Origin of the sequence: Novosphingobium sp. CCH12-A3, assembly GCF_001556015.1 — a bacterium.
GTDB lineage: Bacteria > Pseudomonadota > Alphaproteobacteria > Sphingomonadales > Sphingomonadaceae > Novosphingobium > Novosphingobium subterraneum.
The window spans coordinates 1-20423 of the sequence record NZ_LSIA01000265.1; the positions used below are offsets into that span (position 1 = coordinate 1).

Annotated in this window: 26 protein-coding genes; 15 read left to right on the forward strand and 11 right to left on the reverse strand. The window is 65.3% G+C overall.

The window, feature by feature from the left end; all coding sequences use genetic code 11:
- The first annotated feature begins 140 nt into the window (after positions 1-140).
- From AX703_RS21135 to AX703_RS21150, 4 genes are all read left to right on the forward strand, one after another.
- On the forward strand, positions 141-899 hold the full coding sequence (locus AX703_RS21135; protein WP_062347003.1) for a hypothetical protein: 759 nt from the start codon (positions 141-143) through the stop codon (positions 897-899).
- Positions 900-974: 75 nt separating this feature from the next.
- Positions 975-1889: a sulfite exporter TauE/SafE family protein gene (locus AX703_RS21140; protein WP_039333460.1), complete on the forward strand. Its 915-nt coding sequence runs from the start codon at positions 975-977 to the stop codon at positions 1887-1889.
- A 14-nt stretch (positions 1890-1903) separates the two neighbouring features.
- Entirely contained in the window at positions 1904-2653 is a 750-nt protein-coding gene (locus AX703_RS21145) for a TIGR02186 family protein (RefSeq protein WP_062347041.1), read from the forward strand.
- Between the two features lie 92 nt (positions 2654-2745).
- On the forward strand, positions 2746-4455 hold the full coding sequence (locus AX703_RS21150) for an ATP-binding protein (RefSeq protein WP_039333458.1): 1710 nt from the start codon (positions 2746-2748) through the stop codon (positions 4453-4455).
- A 21-nt stretch (positions 4456-4476) separates the two neighbouring features.
- Here AX703_RS21150 and AX703_RS21155 read toward each other — a convergent pair whose 3' ends face one another.
- The 3 genes from AX703_RS21155 to AX703_RS21165 are packed head-to-tail and all read right to left on the reverse strand — an operon-like array spanning position 4477 to position 6957.
- Positions 4477-5922, reverse strand: a complete 1446-nt coding sequence (locus AX703_RS21155) for an MATE family efflux transporter (RefSeq protein ID WP_062347005.1) — start codon at positions 5920-5922, stop codon at positions 4477-4479.
- A 4-nt stretch (positions 5923-5926) separates the two neighbouring features.
- Complete coding sequence (locus AX703_RS21160; RefSeq protein ID WP_369821046.1) at positions 5927-6442, reverse strand: DUF177 domain-containing protein; 516 nt, start codon at positions 6440-6442, stop codon at positions 5927-5929.
- The gene (locus tag AX703_RS21165) at positions 6439-6957 is read right to left on the reverse strand and encodes a ubiquinol-cytochrome C chaperone family protein (RefSeq protein WP_039333455.1); all 519 of its coding nucleotides are present in this window, start codon (positions 6955-6957) and stop codon (positions 6439-6441) included. The genes AX703_RS21160 and AX703_RS21165 overlap by 4 nt, the downstream gene beginning before the upstream one ends.
- A 190-nt stretch (positions 6958-7147) precedes the next feature.
- On the opposite strand from AX703_RS21165, the gene AX703_RS21170 reads away from it, so the two are divergent.
- From AX703_RS21170 to AX703_RS21190, 5 genes are all read left to right on the forward strand, one after another.
- On the forward strand, positions 7148-7639 hold the full coding sequence (locus AX703_RS21170) for an outer membrane protein assembly factor BamE (protein WP_062347009.1): 492 nt from the start codon (positions 7148-7150) through the stop codon (positions 7637-7639).
- 62 nt (positions 7640-7701) lie between these two features.
- A complete protein-coding gene (hslV, locus tag AX703_RS21175) occupies positions 7702-8259 on the forward strand; it encodes an ATP-dependent protease subunit HslV (RefSeq protein ID WP_062347011.1) in 558 nt (185 codons plus the stop codon).
- On the forward strand, positions 8259-9560 hold the full coding sequence (gene hslU / locus AX703_RS21180) for an ATP-dependent protease ATPase subunit HslU (protein WP_062347013.1): 1302 nt from the start codon (positions 8259-8261) through the stop codon (positions 9558-9560). Before hslV ends, hslU begins: the two co-directional genes overlap by 1 nt.
- Positions 9557-10042: a GNAT family N-acetyltransferase gene (locus tag AX703_RS21185; protein WP_062347015.1), complete on the forward strand. Its 486-nt coding sequence runs from the start codon at positions 9557-9559 to the stop codon at positions 10040-10042. Before hslU ends, AX703_RS21185 begins: the two co-directional genes overlap by 4 nt.
- Positions 10042-10242, forward strand: a complete 201-nt coding sequence (locus AX703_RS21190; protein ID WP_039333448.1) for a DUF1737 domain-containing protein — start codon at positions 10042-10044, stop codon at positions 10240-10242. Before AX703_RS21185 ends, AX703_RS21190 begins: the two co-directional genes overlap by 1 nt.
- 66 nt (positions 10243-10308) lie before the next feature.
- Here AX703_RS21190 and AX703_RS21195 read toward each other — a convergent pair whose 3' ends face one another.
- From AX703_RS21195 to AX703_RS21215, 5 genes are all read right to left on the reverse strand, one after another.
- Positions 10309-10551, reverse strand: a complete 243-nt coding sequence (locus AX703_RS21195) for a hypothetical protein (protein ID WP_062347017.1) — start codon at positions 10549-10551, stop codon at positions 10309-10311.
- A gap of 103 nt (positions 10552-10654) precedes the next feature.
- The gene (locus AX703_RS21200) at positions 10655-12787 is read right to left on the reverse strand and encodes a transglycosylase domain-containing protein (protein WP_062347019.1); all 2133 of its coding nucleotides are present in this window, start codon (positions 12785-12787) and stop codon (positions 10655-10657) included.
- A gap of 156 nt (positions 12788-12943) precedes the next feature.
- Positions 12944-13342, reverse strand: a complete 399-nt coding sequence (gene msrB, locus AX703_RS21205; protein ID WP_039333442.1) for a peptide-methionine (R)-S-oxide reductase MsrB — start codon at positions 13340-13342, stop codon at positions 12944-12946.
- A gap of 47 nt (positions 13343-13389) precedes the next feature.
- Complete coding sequence (locus tag AX703_RS21210) at positions 13390-14025, reverse strand: hypothetical protein (RefSeq protein ID WP_062347021.1); 636 nt, start codon at positions 14023-14025, stop codon at positions 13390-13392.
- Positions 14026-14245: 220 nt separating this feature from the next.
- Positions 14246-14602 carry a hypothetical protein gene (locus AX703_RS21215; RefSeq protein ID WP_062347042.1) on the reverse strand — a complete coding sequence of 119 codons (357 nt, stop codon included), beginning with the start codon at positions 14600-14602 and terminating at the stop codon, positions 14246-14248.
- 156 nt (positions 14603-14758) lie between these two features.
- Between AX703_RS21215 and AX703_RS21220 the strand changes: the two genes are divergently transcribed.
- Positions 14759-15253, forward strand: a complete 495-nt coding sequence (locus AX703_RS21220; RefSeq protein ID WP_197423797.1) for a helix-turn-helix domain-containing protein — start codon at positions 14759-14761, stop codon at positions 15251-15253.
- Positions 15254-15381: 128 nt separating this feature from the next.
- Here the strand turns inward: AX703_RS21220 and AX703_RS21225 are convergent, their stop codons facing one another.
- Entirely contained in the window at positions 15382-15708 is a 327-nt protein-coding gene (locus AX703_RS21225) for a UrcA family protein (protein WP_052242216.1), read from the reverse strand.
- Positions 15709-15957: 249 nt separating this feature from the next.
- Between AX703_RS21225 and AX703_RS21230 the strand changes: the two genes are divergently transcribed.
- From AX703_RS21230 to AX703_RS21240, 3 genes are read left to right on the forward strand one after another with little or no spacing between them, the layout of a single operon-like run.
- The gene (locus AX703_RS21230) at positions 15958-16224 is read left to right on the forward strand and encodes a hypothetical protein (RefSeq protein ID WP_039333440.1); all 267 of its coding nucleotides are present in this window, start codon (positions 15958-15960) and stop codon (positions 16222-16224) included.
- Between the two features lie 25 nt (positions 16225-16249).
- Positions 16250-17122, forward strand: a complete 873-nt coding sequence (locus AX703_RS21235; protein WP_062347023.1) for a diacylglycerol kinase family protein — start codon at positions 16250-16252, stop codon at positions 17120-17122.
- A gap of 34 nt (positions 17123-17156) precedes the next feature.
- The gene (locus tag AX703_RS21240; protein WP_062347046.1) at positions 17157-18005 is read left to right on the forward strand and encodes a metallophosphoesterase; all 849 of its coding nucleotides are present in this window, start codon (positions 17157-17159) and stop codon (positions 18003-18005) included.
- Here the strand turns inward: AX703_RS21240 and AX703_RS21245 are convergent.
- Complete coding sequence (locus tag AX703_RS21245; protein ID WP_062347025.1) at positions 17999-18334, reverse strand: DUF2322 family protein; 336 nt, start codon at positions 18332-18334, stop codon at positions 17999-18001. The genes AX703_RS21240 and AX703_RS21245 overlap by 7 nt on opposite strands.
- Positions 18335-18342: 8 nt before the next feature.
- Complete coding sequence (gene panC, locus AX703_RS21250) at positions 18343-19203, reverse strand: pantoate--beta-alanine ligase (protein WP_062347048.1); 861 nt, start codon at positions 19201-19203, stop codon at positions 18343-18345.
- 99 nt (positions 19204-19302) lie between these two features.
- Between panC and AX703_RS21255 the strand changes: the two genes are divergently transcribed.
- Positions 19303-20133 carry a division plane positioning ATPase MipZ gene (locus AX703_RS21255; RefSeq protein ID WP_062347027.1) on the forward strand — a complete coding sequence of 277 codons (831 nt, stop codon included), beginning with the start codon at positions 19303-19305 and terminating at the stop codon, positions 20131-20133.
- Positions 20133-20423 carry a molecular chaperone DnaJ gene (locus AX703_RS21260; protein ID WP_082013323.1) on the forward strand — a complete coding sequence of 97 codons (291 nt, stop codon included), beginning with the start codon at positions 20133-20135 and terminating at the stop codon, positions 20421-20423. The genes AX703_RS21255 and AX703_RS21260 overlap by 1 nt, the downstream gene beginning before the upstream one ends.

Genomic DNA, 20423 nt, shown 5'->3' on the forward strand with positions numbered 1-20423 from the left:
GCCCTCAGCCACCCATGACAAGCATCACCCCGTTGCAAGCTTCCGTCCGGCCGGCTGCTGCGGCATCAACAGGACCATCGCTCCCGGCAGCCACACCTGTTGTCCCGTTGTTCCTGCCTCAACACCCCCTGCTCGTACCATTGCCGCCCCGCACCGCCGTCGTCGCCCCAGCCCGAAGCCAACCCGCCGATCCGCAGGAATTCTACGAGCCTCTCGTGGCCAAGGACGATCCGCGCTGGAGCGGCGAGAACTGGCTGCTGATGCGCGCCGGCAGCGGTTCGGCGGCGCAGGCCCCCGGTGCGGCGTCGTATGGTGCCAGCCAGGCAGGTGCCATCGTCCGCTACCGCTTCGGCAAGGGCGAGCCGCAGGATTCCTATGGCTATCTGCGCACCTCGCTCGCCATCAACGCCCCCGGCAAGGACAAGGAGGTCGCGCTGGGCCTCGGCATCCGCCCGGTCCGCCGCCTGCCTGTCCGCGCCCTCGTCGAAGCGCGCCTTCAGGATACCACCCGCTCGTCGATGCAGGTGCGCCCCGTCGCCACACTGATCACCGAACTGCCCTGGCAGCGCCTGCCGCACGGCTTCCGGCTCGAGGCTTATGGGCAGGCCGGTTACGCCGGTGGCAAGGGCGCCACCGCCTTCTTCGATGCGCAGGCGCTGCTCGATCATCCGGTCCGGCGCGTCGTTTCGCGCAATGGCGATCTGCGCGCCGGGGTCGGCATGTGGTCAGGCGGGCAGGAAGGAGCCGTGCGGCTTGATGTGGGCCCGCGCGTGGCCTTCCGGCTCGAAGGCGGGCAGCTTGTCGGACCGACCCGCGTCGCGCTCGACTGGCGCTTCCGCATCGCCGGAAACGCCCGGCCCGGCAGCGGCCCGACCATGACGGTCACCTCCGCCTTCTGAGCCACAGTTTTTTGGCCGCAAACCGGCTTGGCGGGGTTGCTGGCACGCACCGCCCGGCCTAGCGTTGACACGGCAATGGACGTCTATCTCCCCATCGCGAACCTGTCGGTCAACGGGCTGGTCATCGTCGGCCTCGGCGCGCTGACCGGGCTGCTTTCGGGCATGTTCGGCGTCGGCGGCGGGTTTCTGACCACGCCGTTGCTGATCTTCTATGGCGTGCCCCCCACCGTCGCCGCCGCATCGGCTGCCAGCCAGGTGACCGGCGCCAGCGTTTCCGGCGCGTTCGCCCAGGCCCGGCGGGGCGGGATCGATTATCACATCGGCGCAGTGCTGGTGGCGGGCGGGGTGATCGGCACCGGGCTTGGCTCTCTGCTGTTCCGCCTGCTGCAGTCGCTCGGCCAGATCGATACGGTGATCAACATCCTCTACGTGCTGATGCTTGGCGGCATCGGCGGGTTGATGGCGCACGAAAGCATCACCGCCCTGCGCGCGCAGAAGACCGGCCAGCCGCTGCCTGCCCGCAAGCGCCGCCATCATCCGCTTGTCGCCAGCCTGCCGCTGCGGTGGCGCTTCTACCGCTCGGGCCTTTATATCTCGCCGCTGGCGCCGCTGTTGCTCGGCATTGCCACCGGCATTCTCACCATGCTCATGGGCATTGGCGGAGGCTTCATCCTCGTGCCGGCGATGCTTTACATCCTCGGCATGGGCGTGAACGTAGTGGTCGGAACGTCGCTGTTCCAGATCCTGTTCGTCACCATGGTCACCACGATGATGCATGCGCTCACCACGCGTGCGGTCGACATCGTGCTGGCCGGGCTGCTGCTGGTCGGTTCGGTCACCGGCGCGCAGATCGGCACCCACTTTGCCCAGAAGGTGAAGCCCGAACAGCTCCGCCTGATCCTTGCGGTGATCGTCCTTGCGGTAGCACTGCGCATGGCGCTCGGGCTCGGCTATCGCCCGGACGAGATCTACACGGTGGTTCCGCTGTGACCGGCCGCGTGCGGATGCGCCGCGCCGCTCTTGCCGCCTGCCTGCTCCTCCTGGGTGCGCGCGATCCGATTCTCGTGCCCGAGATCTCGCAGCACGAAATCCAGGTCCGCCAGGGCTTTACCGGGGCCGACCTGCTCCTGTTCGGCGCAATCCTCAGCCCCGAAGGCAGCCGCGCCGCGCAGGATTACGATATCGTCGTCGTCCTCGAAGGCCCGGTGCAGTCGATCGTCCTGCGCGAAAAGCAGAAGATCGCGGGCATGTGGATCAATGCCGATTCGCTCGAATTCCGCTCGGCGCCCAGCTACTTCGCCATTGCCTCCTCCCGCCCGATCGCGCAGATCGTGGACGACAAGACAGCGGCGATCTACGAACTCGGCCTCAAGTGGCTCCAGCTTTCGCCCATTGGCGTTATCGAACCTCGTGAACAGCAGCGCTTTTCCGAAGGGCTGGTCGATCTGATGCGGCGGCAGGGCCTCTACCGCGAGGATCAGGGCAGCGTGAAGATCAGCGGTCAGGTGCTCTATCAGGCCCGGATCAGTCTGCCATCAAGCGTGCAGACCGGCACTTATACCGCCGAAACCTTCGCCATCCGCGGGGGCAAGGTCGTGGCTTCGGCGATCACCCGGATCGAGGTGAAGAAGGAAGGGTTCGAGCGCTTCGTCGCTGTCGCCGCCGATCGCAACGGGTGGCTCTATGGCCTGTTTGCGGTCATTGTCTCGGTCGCCATGGGCTGGATCGCGGGCAGGCTCTTTGCCCGAAGCTGAATTGGCCACTGCCTTTCGTTGGTTTAGCCGATCTTAACCCGAAACGGATAGTCCCAGACCCACAGCCGACAATGGCCAAAGGGTTTTGCGCAATGTCCGAAATGGGGATGCAGGGATTCATGGCGCCTGCCGCCAACCTGGAAGAGGCCGGATCGGCATCGGCCATTCTGGCGGCACCCCAGAATGCCCTTGGGTCAGAGAACGCACGCCACCCTATCGGCTTCGTGCGCGATGTTGCCGGCTCGAGCTCGGCCATCGCGCTTGATCTCGCCCGCCTCGAGCAGTGCTCGGCCGACCTCGATCCCTCGGTGTCGATGTCGGGCAAGGTCGGCAGCCAGATCAAGATTCGCGTCGGCAATTCGTGGCTCCTCGCCAGCGTGCGCACGCAGCGGCAGGATACCACCGTCGATGGCGGCGTGGTCGCCCAGATCGATTTCCTTGGCGAGGGCGAGGAAGAGCGCCTGACCGGCAAGATCTATGGCTTCCGCCGCGGTGTTACCCGTTATCCTGTCCCCGGCGCACTGGTCTATCCTGCCACCAGCAACGACCTGCGCCAGATCTATGCCAGCGATGGCCGGACCAACATCTCGATCGGCACCGTCTTCCCCACGCGCGATATCCGCGCCGGGCTCTATGTCGATGCCCTGCTTGGCAAGCACTTCGCGCTGCTCGGTTCGACCGGCACCGGCAAGTCGACCGCTGCCGCGCTGATCCTCCACCGCATCTGCGAGATGGCGCCTTCAGGCCACATCGTGATGATCGATCCGCACGGGGAATATTCCAGCGCGTTTCGCGTCACCGGGCAACTGCTCGACGTGTCGAACCTGCAGATGCCCTACTGGCTGATGAACTTCGAGGAACACTGCGAAATCCTCATCACCTCGTCGGGCACGGATCGCCAGATTGACGAGGACATCCTGGCCAAGTGCCTGCTGGCGGCGCGCATGAAGAACCGCCTTGCCGAACAGATCGGCAAGATCACGGTCGATTCGCCGATCCCCTATCTGCTGTCGGACCTGATGATCATCCTGCAGAACGAGATGGGCCGCCTCGACAAGGGCACCAACTCGATTCCCTACATGCGTCTCAAGACCAAGATCGAGGAAATCCGCAGCGACCCGCGCTACCAGTTCATGTTCTCAGGGATGCTGGTGGGCGACACGATGGCCGAGTTCATCTCGAAGATCTTCCGCATGCCGGCCAACGGCAAGCCGATCTCGATCATCGATGTTTCGGGCGTTCCATCGGAAATCACTTCCACCGTCGTCGCCGTGCTCAGCCGCCTCGTGTTCGACTATGCCATCTGGGCACGCGACGAAGAGACGCGGCCCGTGCTGCTGGTCTGCGAAGAAGCCCACCGCTACGTGCCGAGCGAGAAGAACTCGGACGGCTCTTCGGTCGGCCGCATCCTCTCGCGCATTGCCAAGGAAGGCCGCAAGTACGGCGTCTCGCTGGGCCTGATTACCCAGCGTCCGTCAGACCTTGCCGAAGGCGTGCTTTCGCAGTGCGGCACGATCATTGCCATGCGCCTCAACAACGAGCGCGACCAGGCCTTCGTCAAGGCGGCCATGCCCGAAGGCGCGCGCGGCTTCGTCGATACGATTCCTGCGCTGCGCAACCGCGAATGCATCATTTCGGGCGAAGGCGTCTCGATCCCGATGCGCGTCTCGTTCGACGAGCTCGAGGCGATCAAGCGCCCCGCCTCGAATGACCCTTCGTTCTACGAGCTGTGGAGCAAGAGCGGCGGCGAAGACCGCGCGGTCGAACGCACGGTCCAGCGCTGGCGCGCCCAGAGCCGCTGACGGGCCCCAAAGGTCAGGACCCTAAAGACTCGGCGCCATGCGTCCGGCGGGATCCGCGTCGGCATGGGTTTCCTCCTCGCACTCCTCGTCCGGCACCGCCCGCGCACGATCGCGCCATTGTGGCTGGCGATAGGCATGGACCGAGAGCACCACGGCAACTGCGGAACTGACCGGGAATGCCAGCCACAGGGCATCCGCGCCAAGGCTCGGGTAGAAGGCGTAATAGAAGCCCAGACGTACGGGATACATGGCGATCGACAGGATGATCAGCGGCGTCCAGACCACCCCGCCTGCGCGCATCGTGCCAAACAGCACCATCGTGATTCCGAACAGGACATAGCTCCAGCTGGCCAGGAACTGGATATGACGCGCCTCATCCACCGCAGGGCTGGCCGCGCCCAGGAACAGCTCCAGCGCCGGCCGGTCGAACAGCAGGATCAATGCACATAGTGCACCGGTCACCGTAAGGTTTAGCATGACCCCCGCACGCGAGATGCGGTGGAGCCGCTCGTCCAGGCCCGCGCCGATCGCTTGGGCGGCCATGGCGCTGACCGCAGCGGAAATCGCCATCGCCGGCATCTGAAGATAGGTCCACAACTGCAGCGCCGCACCATAGGCAGCGCTGACCAGCAGGCCCTCGCGATTGACCAGGCCGATCACGATGATGCCCGCCGCCGAGATAACCAGCATCTGCGCGCCCATCGGCAGGCCCTTGGTCAGGATGTAGCCGAGCTCGTCCCGGCGCGGCCACAGCCATTTGAGCTCCGGCCCCCGCAGCCGCAACGGCAGGTCCTTGACGTAGACATAGGCGACGATGCCCGCCATCGACACGAACGAGGCAATCGCCGTCGCCAGAGCCGCTCCGGCGATGCCCATGGCCGGGATCGGCCCGAAACCGCCGATCAGCAAAGGATTGAGCGCGACGTCGAGCACCGAAGACAGGACCATGAACTTCAACGGCGTCGCCGCATCGCCCCCGCCCCGCAGGCCCATGCCCAGCATGACCGTGATCATCGAGGCCGGCATGGCGATGAAGATCACCCGCAGGTAGGTCAGCGCATAGGCATAGGTCTCGCCCGGCGCGGCCATTGCCGTCAGCAGTTCGGGCGCAAAGAGCCAGCCCAGCGTGCCGACAACCAGCGACAGCAGCACGCAAAAGCCCACCGCCGAGCCGAACGTCCGCCGCGCCGCCAGCACGTCGCGCGCGCCGAAGGCCTGCCCGATCTTGACGGTGGCCGCCATGCCGAAGCCGAACGCAGCGGCAAAGACGAGGAACATCACCACGTTGGCATTGGCAGTCGCCGCCAGCGCACCCTCGCCCAGCATCCGCCCCACCCAGATCGAATTGATCGAGCCGTTGAGCGATTGCAGGATGTTGGATGCCAGCGTCGGCGCCGAGAACAGCACCAGCGTCTTGAGGATCGGCCCGCTCGTCAGGTCCCGACCGCGCCCCGGAGGTCCAGCCAAACGCTCAGTCTTTCTTCAGTGCGGCCAGCGCGGCGAAGGGGCCGGTGGCAACGTCGCCGCCGAGATTGTGCTCGGCGCGCGCCTTGTCGGCATCGGGTCCTTCGGCAAAGGGATCGATCGCCAATGCCAGGCTCTGCGCCACGGCCTCGCCCAGATCGAAGCTGGTGCCTTCGTATTCGATCTCGTCGCAATCGTCGGCGGTAATCTCGATCTCCTCGTCGGGATCATGGGCCGCGCCGGGTGGGACGAAGCGCAGCGAGATGGGTTCGCTGATCGTCACCGGGAAGTCCTCGCCCGAGATCGCGCAGGCCTGCACGATGGAGGCGGCGAGATGGCCTCTTGCCTCCACGGAGTCCCCCTCCTGCCTCAGAGAGATGGTCGCCTGCATGGCTTTCACCTCCGAGAGTTGGAAACGCGCCGCAAGACGCTTGCGCTCTGCCTCGGTCGGCTCCAGCACCACCGGCTCGTCGCCAATCTGACGCAGATCGACGATGCGCGAGAACTCTGAATTCATGGTCATTTTCCGATCTCCGCATCGAGAACGCGGAATGCGGGGACGAGGTCCAGCCCGGCGGCGAAAGCGCGCACGCGCCGCGTCAGCAGCAGCGGATCGGTGCCATCGTGCAAGGTCACGTTGCGGCTGATCGCTTCGGCCATAAGCGCCTCGTCCCGCGCCGCCAGCGCCTCGCGATAGGCACCAAGGCGCCCGCCCAGCACGCTCATCAACTGGCCCACGCGCTTGCCCACGATAACGTCGCCCACGCCGCTTTCGCGCAGCTGCCCGTCCATGTCCTCGACGAACAGTTCGGTAAGCCGCACCGAAGGCTCGACGAGTTCCGCGTCACGCTCCATGCGGATCAGCACGACCGACAGGATCAGCGTGATCATGTCGAATCGCCCGCCCACCGTGTCGGCGACACCACAATCGCGGTACCATTCCTTCTCGCGCGCGATCTCGACAGTGCGGTGCCACAAGGGCCGCGCGACGGCGCGATCATCCTGCTTGCGTCCGAACAGCTTGGTAAGAAGCGACATCACGGCATTCCTTGGCATTCCGCCCGTTCAGGGGCGATTAAATCTCGGCCGTCCAGCAGGCTGCTTGCGGGCGGCATTGCGGTAATCCAGATTGGACCCTAAGGGTCGCCCAATTGATCTCGGCGATATAGGCTGTGCATTCCCGATGCAAACGGGCATGACGGCGATAAGTGAAGAGCGGAGTTTGCGAATGCGGAACATGCGGCTGATGGTGCAGGGTGCGGCGGTGCTCGCCCTCGGCGTGGCCGCGTCCGGCTGTGCCAGCATCAAGGACCATCGCGGCTACATCATCGACGAGGCACTGGTCGCCTCCGTCCAGCCCGGCGTCGACAACAAGCTCTCGGTCGAACGCACACTGGGCCGCCCGACCTTCACCAGCCAGTTCGGTCGGCAGACGTGGTACTATATCGCGCAAAACACCAAACAGCGACCATTCAACCGTCCCAGGACCGACAACCAGTCGATCCTTGTCGTGGATTTCGACCCGCGCGGCAATGTCACCTCGCTCACACGTGAAGGCATGGCCAAGGTTGTCCGCCTTTCGCCCGAAAGCGACAAGACGCCAACCCTCGGGCGCGACCGCAGCTTCTTCCAGGATCTGTTCGGCAACATCGGCGCGGTCGGCGCGATTCCGGGCGGCGCCGGTGGCGGTGCGACCGGCACCGGTCCCAACGGCAGCTGATCGCCCCAGTGACAGACATCGCCGTGGCTTGAATTCGCCGCGGCGCGCCACATATCGCGGCGATGGACGACAGCAGGGCGAGCCACGGCCTTATCCAGTGGCACGGCACCACCATCATCGGGGTGAAGAAGAACGGCCGCACCGTCATCGCAGGGGACGGCCAGGTTTCCATGGGCAACACGGTGATGAAGCCGAATGCCCGCAAGGTGCGCCGCATCGGAGATGGTAAGGTCATCGCCGGGTTCGCAGGTGCAACGGCTGATGCCTTCACCCTGTTCGAACGGTTGGAGCGCAAGCTGGAGCAGCATCGCGGCCAGTTGATGCGCGCCGCGGTCGAACTCGCCAAGGATTGGCGTACCGACAAGTACCTGCGCAATCTCGAAGCGCTGATGATCGTGGCCGATGCCGAGACGATGCTGATCCTCACCGGGAATGGCGACGTGCTTGAACCGGAAGGCGGAATCGCCGCAATCGGCTCGGGCGGCAACTATGCGCTCGCCGCTGCCCGCGCCCTGACTGACTACGAAGACGACGCCGAGAGGATCGCGCGCCGCGCCATGCAGGTCGCCGCCGAAGTTTGCGTCTTCACCAACGACCGCGTGACGGTCGAGGAAATCTGATGAACGACTCCCTTACCCCCAAGGCCATTGTCCGCGCGCTGGACGAACACATCGTCGGCCAGACCGATGCCAAGAAGGCCGTCGCTGTCGCGCTGCGCAATCGCTGGCGTCGCCAGCGCCTCTCGGCAGACCTGCGCGACGAGGTCAGTCCGAAGAACATCCTGATGATCGGACCGACGGGCTGCGGCAAGACCGAGATCAGCCGCCGGCTGGCCAAGCTGGCCGATGCCCCGTTCGTGAAGGTCGAAGCCACCAAGTTCACCGAGGTCGGCTATGTCGGCCGCGACGTGGAACAGATTGCCCGCGATCTCGTGGAAGAGGCGATCCGCCTCGAGAAGGAGCGCCGCCGCGATGCCGTGCGAGACGCTGCCAGCAAGGCCGCGATGGACCGCCTGCTCAAGGCGCTGGTCGGCGATGGTGCCAGCGAAGCAACGCGCGAAAGCTTCAAGGCGAGGCTGACCGATGGCTCGATGAACGACGTCGAGGTCGAGATCGAGGTCGAGGATACACCGTCTGCGCCGATGGAGATTCCGGGCATGCCCGGCGGCATCGGCATGATCAACCTGTCGGACATGATGGGCAAGGCTTTCGGCAAACAGGCGCTCAAGCGCCGCAAGATGCGCGTCGCCGACGCCTGGGACAAGCTGGTCGACGAAGAAGCCGAAAAGCGCATGGACCAGGACGACGTGGCGCGCGAGGCGATCCGCAATGCCGAGACCAACGGCATCGTCTTCCTTGACGAAATCGACAAGATTGCCGTGTCCGATGTGCGTGGCGGATCGGTCAGCCGCGAAGGCGTGCAGCGCGATCTGCTGCCGCTGATCGAGGGCACGACGGTTGCCACCAAGTACGGCCCGATGAAGACGGACCACGTCCTGTTCATCGCCTCGGGCGCGTTCCACGTGGCCAAGCCCTCCGACATGTTGCCGGAACTTCAGGGCCGCTTGCCGATCCGCGTCGAACTCAAGGCGCTCAGCGAAGACGACTTCGTGCGCATTCTTTCGGAAACGCGCGCAAACCTCGTCGAACAGTACCGTGCGCTGATCGCAACCGAAAACGTCACGCTCGACTTCACGCCGGAATCCATCCGCGCCATTGCCCGCACGGCGGCACAGGTGAACGAAAGCGTCGAGAACATCGGCGCCCGCCGCCTGCAGACGGTGATGGAAAAGCTGCTCGAGGAAGTGAGCTTCGATGCCGAGGACCGCACCGGCGAGACGGTGACGGTGGACGAGGCCTATGTCGCCGAGAAACTGGCGAACCTTGCCGGCAATGCAGACCTGTCGAAATACATTCTGTGACCGTCCGTCTCGTCCCGGCAACGCCGACGCACTTCGCGCGTCTGCTTGAGGGGCGGCCGCCAGAGCAGGCGATAGTCCTGCCGCATACGCCGGTGGCGGAACCGGAAGTACTGGCAATGCTGGCAGGGTTGGCCGAGGCTGTTGGCGAGATTTTCTCGCCCCCGGCGTGGCTTGTCGTGTCAGATGACGAACTCGTTGGCCTGATGTCAGTCACGTCGGTGCTCGAGGAGCGCCGGCTGCAGATCGGTTATGGCGTGGCACCAGGATCGCAGGGGCGGGGTCATGCATCGGCAGCGCTGAAGGCGCTGGTCGACTGGGCCAGATCGGACCCGCGCGTTGATGCGCTTTATGCCGAAACGCGCACCGACAATATCGCCTCGCAGCGGGTGCTGGAGCGCAACGGTTTCGTTCAGATGGCCGAACGGCTTGACGCGGAGGACGGCGCGCTGTTCTGCTGGCATATCGACTGCCGAGGAACATGATGTACCAGACCCCCGATGACCGCCCCGTCTACCGCCTGCTGACAGGCAAGGACGACCGCGCCTTCTGCGAGCGGGTATCCGAGGCGCTGGCGCAAGGCTGGCGGCTCTATGGCTCACCCGCGATGACCTATGACGGCGGGATGGATTGCATCAAGGTGGCACAGGCGGTCGTGTGGCACGAGGCAGACGTCGTCAAATAACCGTCCCCCCATACAGCAACGGCCGGAGTACCCTCCGGCCGTCACCAAAGCACTTGCGCGCGCCGATCAATAGGTTGCCGGCGGATCGCTCGCCGGAAAGCTCTCGTCCGAGGCCTGGTCGACCTTGTCCCAGCGCTTGGGGTCCGATCGCATTCCCTCGGTGCCGGCACTGCGCACCTTGGCAAAGTTGCCGCCCGACTCCTCGCCTTGCGCGAAAGCGGCCGGTGCATGTTCCTCGCGATTCTTCTGCGCCACGCGCCAGATTGCGTATCCCGCCGCTCCTGCGACGGCCCATTGCAGCAGGCTCATTACACGTCTCCTGATTGGCGGAAGGCCCGCAGCCTTCCCTCTCGCTCAGGCAAACGCCCGAACCGCAGAAAGGTTCAGGCTCGAGAATTCCTGATTGGCATGCTCATGGCTGGGGAACAGGGCGCGGGGTATTGGTCGGACGGGGCCTCGCGCCTGCCGCTGCCGGGTCGTTGCCATCGCGCCGACCGGTAGCGCGGTTGAGGAAATCGTCGTTCGCGGCCTGCGGCACCTCCGGCGGTATGCCCTCGGGCGGTGCATTCGGATCAATCAAGCCCTCATCACCGCGCCGGCGCGACGGGTCGACCAGGTTGCCCTGCTCGTCGACGTAGAAGTAATCGTCAGGGTTGCCCTGCATCGCCTCATCATCGGGTTCGAGCTGCCATTCCGGCAGCTTGAGCTCAGTGTCGAACTGTTCGACCGGGCGCTTGCGCGTGGCGACCTTCATGTAGGCCGCGAAGGCGCGCGCCGGTGCGGCGCCGCCCTGCAGGCCGGGCACGGCCTTGGCATCGTCGCGCCCCATCCACACCCCGGTGGTGATACCGCTCGAAAAGCCCAGGAACCAGCCGTCCTTGTTCGACGATGTCGTGCCGGTCTTGCCGGCAACCGGCCTGCCGATCTGCGCAGCGCGGCCTGTGCCAATATTGACCGCGGTCTGCATGAGGTCGGTCATCGCGGCAGCGACATAGGGCGGGACAAGCTGCTGCGCGGTCTCCGTGCGGTGCGTGTAGAGCACTTCGCCGTCGGTCGTCGTCACCTTGCGGATGCCGTAGGGCGTAATCGACATGCCCTTTGCCTGAACCGAGGCGAAAGCGCGCACCATGTCGATCACGCGCGCTTCGGACGAACCCAGGACCATCGAGGGCAGCGTGTTGATCGGCGTGGTGATGCCAAAGCGGCGCGCCATGTTGGCAACGGTGCCGAAGCCCACTTCATTGCCCAGCTGTGCCGCCACGGTGTTCTTGGAATAGGCAAAGGCCGTGCGCAGGTCGATCTCGCCCGCATAGCGATTGCCGTCGTTGCGCGGGGTCCAGCCATCGATCGTCACCGGCTCGTCGACCACGCGGTCATCCGGCGTGTATCCCGCCTCGAGCGCCGAGAGATAGACAAACAGCTTCCACGCCGAACCGGGCTGGCGGACGGCGTTGACTGCGCGGTTGTAATTCGAGGTTACATAGTCCGTGCCGCCGACCATGGCGAGAACCGCACCGTCGCGATCAAGCGAAACAAGTGCGCCCTGCGCGCCCTTCGGCGCAAATCCGGCCACTGCGCTGGTCGCGGCCTTCTGCGCGATCGGATCGAGCGTGGTCCACACTTCGATCGGCTTGTCGTTCTCCGGCAGGATCAGGTCGAGCTGCGGCAGCGCCCAGTCGGTGAAATAGCGTGCAGAGTTCTGGCCTGCGCTGTCCGAGACCATCTTCACGGCCTTCAGGTCCACGCTCTGCGCTTCCTGCGCGGTCAACACGCCCGCGCTCTGCATCGTCTGCAGAACCACGCCAGCGCGGCCCACGGCGGCCTCGGCATCGGCCGTTGGCGAATATCGTGACGGCGCCTTGACCAGCCCGGCGATGATCGCCGCCTCCGGCAGCGTGATTTCCTCGCCCGAATGGCCGAAGAACTTCCGTGCCGCGCTGTCGATGCCATAGGCACCGCCGCCGAAGTAGACCTTGTTGAGGTACAGCTCGAGGATCTGGTCTTTCGAGAACTTCTGTTCGAGCGCCAGCGCGAGCACCCATTCGCGCGCCTTGCGGCCGAAGGTCTTGGTGTTATTGAGGAAGATGTTGCGGGCAAGCTGCTGCGTGATCGTCGAGCCGCCCTGCTTCCATGTGCCGCTTTCCACGCGCACCATCAGCGAACGGACGATGCCGATGGGGTCCACGCCCCAGTGGCTGCGATAACGCCGGTCCTCGACCGAGATCATCGCATCCTTCATGTCCTGCGGGATGCGCTCGTAAGGGATCCACTTGCCGTAGCTTGGCCCCAGGGTCACGATCTCGGAGCCGTCGGCGGCACGCACCACGATCATCTGGCCGGTCTGGCTCGATTTCAGTTCGCCATAGCCGGGCAGCGAGCGCACCGTGACGGCAACGGCCACCACCAGCCCGATCGTGCCGAGCAGCGCAAAGCCGGCACCCCAGGCAAGCAACCGCCGAACCCATCGGCCCAGCATCGATCTGCTCTTGGGTTGCGGCTCCGACCTGCCGCCCTCGGGGCGGCGGGGAATGTCCCGTCTGGCCATCAGTCTTGTACCGCTTCCCTCATTCTCGGCCTCGTTCCGGCATCGGCGCAGGCCGTCCACGCAAATCTGCGGCCCTTTGCATAGGGCAGTTGTAACGCAGGGTTAACCGCAAAATCGGCGAACGGCCAATGCTGCCGGTTCAGAGCGCTTTCCGACTCAGTCTTTCGGCGTGAAATCCAGCGAAGCGCTGTTCATGCAATAGCGCAGGCCGGTGGGATTCGGACCATCGGGGAAGACATGGCCAAGGTGCCCGTCGCAGCGCGCGCAGCGCACTTCGGTGCGGACCATCCCGTGCGAGCGATCGACGATTTCCTCGACCGCCTCGGCCTCGACCGGGGCGTAGAAGCTCGGCCAGCCGGAACCACTGTCGTACTTGGTGTCAGAAGTGAACAGCGGCGCTCCGCAACCGGCGCAGTGGTACTCGCCGGGTGCCTTGTTCTTCTCGTAAGCCCCGGTGAACGCACGCTCGGTGCCCCCCTGACGCAGGATCTGGTACTGCTCGGGCGAAAGACGCTCGCGCCACTCGGCGTCGGTCAGGTTCATCTTGTCGGACATTGCGGGGATCTCCTTTGCCGCCAATATGGGAAGCCCGCCCCGCCCGCTCAATAGTGCGATTTTTCCTGCGGTTTGGCGAACTCGTAGCAGCGCGCGATGTCGTACTTGTCGACCCCGCCCTTGCCGTCCGCCGCCTCAGCCGCCATCGCCTCGCGCGCCTGCGCCAGCGTGCGGTCAGCGTCGTCGCCGCTGCCACCGGCAGCGATGATCGCCTCGCGTTCGCGCGATGAAAGCACCGATTCCAGTGTCTTGAGATCCTGCGCCGAAGTGCTCATCCCTTCGCGGGCATGGACCTCGTTGTAGGCAAGCCCGAGGATCGCGGCGCATTGTTTGAGGGTCGGCGCGATCAGCGGCGGGACGGTGGCGTCAAGCCTTGCGAGGCAAGGCCCGGCAAGCGCCGACAGGGCCTTGTCGGGATCGGGCGCGGTCTGGAGCGCCTGAACCTGCTCGGCGATCAGGTCGCGCACCTGCTCGCGGGTCAGCGCACCCTCCTTCATCGCGCGCTCGCCCGAATCGGCAAAGAAGGTCTTGCCGCGCACCGCCAGCGGCGGCCAGCCTTCCAGCGCATCGCCCCCCGATTGTTCAAGCGCAACAATGGCAAAGGCCGCCGAACAGCGCAGATCCTCGCGGCTTTGAGCTGTAAGTTGCGGCGCTGCCTGGGCCTGGGCTTGGGCTTGGGCCATGGCCTGGGCCTGCACCGGCACAAATCCAACTGTCAGGGGCAGAAGGGCAACTCTGGCGAGCAGAGCGCTAACTCTCGAAGGCATTCGCATGGCACGAGCATAGCGAAAAAAGGGGCCGCGAACAGACTTGCTGTTCACGGCCCATGTGACCTTCACGGTCAGGGATTGCGCACTCGGCAGGGTAACGAGAGGGAGTGCGCGCTGGAGACTGGTGCTGGACTTATCCGGCCGCTGCCTCGTTGCAGCGGGCGAGGTCCTCGGCGGCGAGATCGCCCTGCGGGGTGGCGAAGCGCGCGACGGGGCCGACCTTCTGGGCAAGGCGGGCGCAGACGATGACCGGGCGCGATGTATCGCGCGGGGCCGAGCATTCGGCGCCTTCGCACCACCACAGGACACCCTTCTGGATGACCTTCTGCGCACCGTCCATCGGACGGGTCAGCGTGGCCGAATAGAACGAGCCGCCGGTGTTGGCGCGGGCTGTGTTGGCGGTTACCGCGAAGCTGAGCGTGGTGCCGACCAGCGCGAGGACGGCCGGAAGGAGCTGGCGCAGAGCGCTGCTGGAATTTGCTGAGATCATCATTCTTCCCCTGAAACAACCTTGTTAGGGCCACGGAAATTGCAGGGTTCTGGAGAGGATGCTATTTCCGTTGCGAATCGCTACCTATCAGGATAGGTTTCAGGTTGCAACTAGAAACTTAAATAGGCGACGATCATGGGCTATGCAGAGGACGACATGGAAAAGCTTCGCGAACCTCTTGGCGAAATCGCCCAATGCGGCCTGCCCCTTGCGCTCGAAGCCATGGGCGAGCGATGGTCCTTCATGATCCTTCGCGCCGCTTTCAACGGCGTGCGCCATTTCGAGGATTTCCTCGAAGCGCTGGGCATCGCCCGCAACATCCTTTCCAACCGGCTGTCAAGATTGGTCGAGGCCGGCATTCTCAAGCGCGAGCACTGCGCCGATGACCGGCGCCGCATCGAATATCGCCTGACGCCGAAGGGTCTCGACCTGCTCCCCGCCATGCTGGCGCTGCGCCAGTGGGGCGAGAAGTGGGAATTGGGCACGCCTGCCAATCCAGTGCTTTGCGATTGCCGCGACGGACGGCCGATCGCTCCGATCGGCATTCTTTCGCACGACGGCCGCGAACTAACGCCGAATGACCTGACCTGGCGTGATCGGGGCGAGATCGAAGCCGAACCAAAGCCTGCCGCGCTTCGCGAAATTGGCTGACTGACCTTTGGGCCGACCGGCCATCAAACTGACGGGCCATCAGGAAAAAGGGACCGCCGGACTAGCGACGGTCCCTTGAGTTTGACCCGGTGGGGGACTGGATCCGCCGGGTTTGCAAGCTGCCGGGATCAGCGGACAGCAAGATCAGTCTTGGATTTCTGAGCAGCGGCCAGCGCGGTCGCCTTCACTTCGGCCTTGGCGCGGCGGGCATCGGCCATCGAGCGGGCAAAACAATCGCGCGCCGATTCCCATTCGCTGGTCGGCAGGTCCGCCTTGTTCAGGCCACAGATGTCCTTGGCGGCCTGGCGAAGGCGGGCGTTGAGCTGGGCCTCGCCCTGCTTGGTGGTGAGATCGAGATCGGAATAGACGACCGAGCGCGTGCCGGCAGAGGCAGGCTGGCTGGCGGCAAGAGCGAGGCCGAGGAGGCCGGCGGAGAACAGGGTCTTGGCAAACATGGCAACTTCCTTCGACACGGGAGCCGGCGGGGGACCGGCCTTGGGGGGCGTTTCAGCGGCTGATCCGGTTGATCGGGTGCACCGCATGCATTCTCGCTACGCCCGGTGGTCGATGAAATCTTGCGCGTCTCGACCAGCTTTCCGTTACGAACGACAAGTGTTTAGCCCATCCGACGAAACGCAATGTCCACTCCACGAACTGCAGGTGTGACAATCCCTGCGCGATTCCCTAAAGGTCGCATCCAGTCCATGGCGATTCTGATCACCTTCCTTCTGGGCATCGGCAACTTCGCGCTGCACCGCGCCGTGATGGACAGCGGGCACCCGCTGCTTGCCCGCCTGCCATGGATGGTCCACGCCTTTGGCGGGCGCTTCACCCTGCTGCTGGAGTTCCTGCTGTTGCTTGGCGCGCTGCTGTTTGCCTCGGAAGGCGTGGTCAGCGGCCCGATCGCCTACGTCATCTATTCGATGCTCAACAGCTTCTCGGCCTGGCTGATCCTGACAGATCGCGTTTAGAGCAGCCGCTGCGGAACCGCCGCGCGTGCTGCCGGTTCTGCCGGTGATGACGCTCTCTCCTCTCTGGCTCGTGACGAACGCCGCAAGCGGCAGCAACAGCGACGCGGCGGTCGATGATCTCGTCGCCTCGCTCTCGGCCGCCGGGTGCGCGCCGGCGCGGGTCATCCGCTTTCCCGATGAGGAGCTGCCCACGCGCGCGCAGCTTGAAGCAGACAGCATCGCGACGCTTGCCGTCTTCACCGGCGACGGCACGATCAATACCGCGGCCTCAGCGCTCGAAGGCTGGGGCGGTGCCCTGCTCGTCCTTCCCGGCGGCACGCAGAACCTCCTGTCGAAGTCTCTCCATGGCGACGTTCCGGCAGAGGAAGTGACCGGCAAGCTCGGCTCGGCGCGACGCGTGCGGCGGCAGGCGCTGCGCACCTCCCAAGGCGTCGCACTCATCGAACTGCTGGCCGGCCCCGGCGCGATGTGGGCCGACGTGCGCGAAAGCGTGCGCGATCTTGATCTGCCCACCATCGCCGAGACTTTCACCACGGCCCTGCGCGAGACCCGCGAAGGGCCGGGCGTCCGCCTATCCGCACCCGTGACAGGAGCGCAGCCCGAAGGATATCGCGCCGTGCGCATGGCACCGCTGGACGGTGACAGCATGGAAGTGGACGGATACGACTTTTCCGACTGGGGCGAATTTGCCGCGCAAGGCTTTGCCATGCTGGTGAAGCGCGATTTCCGGCAGGGCCCCCACGACGAACTGGGCCAGTGTTCGTCGGCAACACTCGAAAGCGACGGCCCGATCGCCATGATGATCGACGGCGAGCGGCGCGAAGGCGGCATGCGCGAGGAAGTCACCTGCGAGGAATTCGCGCTCGACTTCCTTTGCACTATCGCACCCGGTGCTTGACCGCAGCGGGCCCAGCGACGATCAAGCCTGCCCGATGACCCGCCTCTTCCACATCAGCGATATCCATTTCGGCCTTGAGGACCGGCGCGCCCTCGATTGGGTCGCGCAATGCATCGCGCGCGAAAAGCCCGATGCCGTCGCCATCACCGGCGATCTGACGATGCGCGCACGGCACCGCGAATTCACCGCCGCCTGCCACTGGATCCAGGCGCTGGACGTGCCGGTGACGGTCGAGGTTGGCAACCACGATCTGCCCTATTTCAACCTGATCGAACGCTTTATCGATCCCTACCGTCGATTCCGTTCGATCGAAGGCGTGCTGGAGCGGGAACTGCCGATTCCCGGCGCGAAGATCGTGCCCCTCAAGACAACCGCACGCGCGCAGTTCCGCCTGAACTGGTCGAAAGGCACTGTGGGCAAGGCGGCGCTGGCGCAGACTCTGGCGGCGATCGACGCGCTCCCGCCCGGCACCCGCGCCATCGTTGCCTGCCATCACCCCCTGGTCGAAGCCGGCACCCGCGGCAAGGCGCTGACTCGCGGCGGCAACCATGCGCTGGCCGAGCTGGCGAGGCGCAATGTCCTCGCCGTGCTGTCAGGCCACGTCCACGATGCGTTCGACCTGATCCACCCCACACCCAACGGGCCGGTGCGCATGATCGGTGCGGGCACGCTCAGCCAGCGCGTCCGCTCCACCCCGCCCAGCTTCAACGAACTGACGCTCGATGGCGACAATATCACCGTCCGCGTCCGCAACCTCGAACACGTGCCGACGCGCGACATGCTGATCGACGACGTGCCGAAGAACGCGCTCCCGCCCCGGACCGAGGGCGAACCCGTGGCCCCGGTGGCGGCCGTGCCAGCGGTCGATCCGCCGGTTCATTGAGCGACGGCGACGATCTCCAGAGCAGGCGCACCGCCAACGATTTCGATCAGGCGGTCGATATTGGGGTGAGCGCCCGGACGCGCCTGTGCATCGGGCGTGTGCTCGGCGAAGATCGCAAGGCCGTGCTCGGCAGCAGTAGCATCGAGCCTGCCGAAGCAGAGCTGAAGGTAGTTGTAGACCTTGAGCGAGCCTTGCTTGCCCGCTTCGTTGGGGATCGTCGCCACGACCGTGCCCGAAGCGTCGAGCAGATCGATACGCGCAATGCCGTCGATGGAGGGCAGCAGGGCAAGGTTGTCCTTGAACGATGCGGTCGGTGCAACCGGCGTCATTGCTATACTCATTTCGGGCCCACTCCCATGTTGTCGATCAGACGCGCCGCGCCGATGCGGGCGGCGACGAGAAGGCGGGCGCTTTGCCCGGTGAAGGTTTCGATAGCCTCAAGCGTGGCGGCATCGCGCAAGTCGGCATAGTCGACCGAAGCGAATCCGGCGGCGATGATGTCGGCGTTGAGCGAGCCAAGCGCCTGCGGCACCGACGCGCCGCTCTCGATTGCCGAAATCGCGCGGCGCATCGCCGCCGAGAGACCGGCCGCCTGTTCGCGCTCCCGCTCCGTCAGGTACTGGTTGCGGCTGCTGAGGGCGAGGCCGCTTGCCTCGCGCACGGTCTCGACCCCGATGATGTTCGAAACGTGCGGCTGGGTGAGATCAAGGTCACGCGCCATGCGGCGGATGATCGCCAGTTGCTGCCAGTCCTTCTCCCCGAACAGGGCAAAGTCCGGGCGAACCTGGTTGAACAGCTTGCACACCACTGTGGCGACACCATCGAAATGGCCGGGGCGTGCGGCGCCGCAGGCGACCTCGCTGACGCCCGAGACCGAGATGTTAGTGGCATAGCCATGCGGATACATCTGATCGACCGTGGGCGCCCACAGCACGGCGACGCCTTCGGCTTCGAGCAGCGCGGCATCGGCGGCGAGCCGCCGCGGGTAGGCGTCGAGATCCTCGTTCGGGCCGAACTGGCGCGGATTGACGAAAATCGAGGCGACGACGTGGCTTGCGCGTGCCTTGGCTTCGCGCACCAGGGTGAGATGGCCTTCGTGCAACGCGCCCATGGTAGGGACGAACGCCACGGTTTTTCCCCCGATTTTGAGCGCGTCGACCGCATTGCGCAGGTCTTCCAGCCGGTTGATCGTTTGCACCTTGGCAGCCACTCCACTAAGTCAGATGGCACGGGCGATACGGGCGGCGGACGCCTCTCGCAAGCCTGTGCAGCGTATCAACCACGTGAGTTACCAGCCTTGTCCAGCGCCTCGTCCCTTGGCCCGCATCGCATCGTCTTCGCCAATGAAAAGGGCGGCACCGGCAAGTCGACGACGGCGGTCCACGTCGCTGTTGCCCTCGCCTACCAGGGCGCTCGCGTGGCGACGATCGACCTCGATGCCCGCCAGCGCACGATGCACCGCTACTTCGAGAACCGTGCCGAGACGATGCGCCGGCGCGAGATCACGCTGCCGACCGCGACGTTCGAGGTCTATGGCGGGGACAGCATCGAGGAGCTCGACGCGCTGACCGAGCGGCTTTCGCAAACCCACGACTTCATCATCTTCGATACCCCCGGGCGTGACGACGTGCTGGCCCGCCACGTTGCGACGCGGGCGGATTCGCTGGTCACCCCGCTCAACGACAGCTTCGTCGACTTCGACCTGATCGGCCAGGTCGATGCCGAAACCTTCAAGGTGCGCCGCCTGTCGTTCTATGCCGAGCTGATCTGGGAAGCGCGCAAGAAGCGGGCGATGGCAACGATCAAGGACGCGCGCCGCGAGATGGACTGGGTCGTGGTGCGCAACCGCACCGGCTATACCGAAGCGCGCAACCAGCGCCGTATCGACCAGGCGCTGACCGAACTGTCCAAGCGCGTCGGCTTCCGCGTGGCCAGCGGCCTTTCGGAGCGCGTGATCTATCGCGAACTGTTCCCGAGCGGGCTGACCCTGCTCGACAAGGGACACCTGGGCGAACTGGGCACGAGTCACCTCGTCGCACGGCAGGAATTGCGCACGCTGGTCTCGGGCCTCAACCTGCCGATGCCGGGCAAGACCGCACCCGAACCGAAGCTGGAAAGCGCCGCCTGATGATCAAGCTGCTCACGCTTGCGATCCTCGCCAGCCTTGCGTGCAAGCTGCTGGCAGGGCGCTGGCCGTGGGAGCTTTTGCAAGGGGACCCGCGCGCCGCAAACGAGGCGCGGGCGCGCAACCTTCTCGGCATCGGGCCGCAGGCGGGATACGACGAGGTGATCGAGGCGCACCGCCGGCTGCTCCAGAAGGTCCATCCCGATCGCGGCGGCAGCAACGAAGCCGTGCATGAGGCCAATGCCGCGCGCGACCTGCTGCTGGCGCGGCTGGCCGACCGGCGCGAGGCCTGA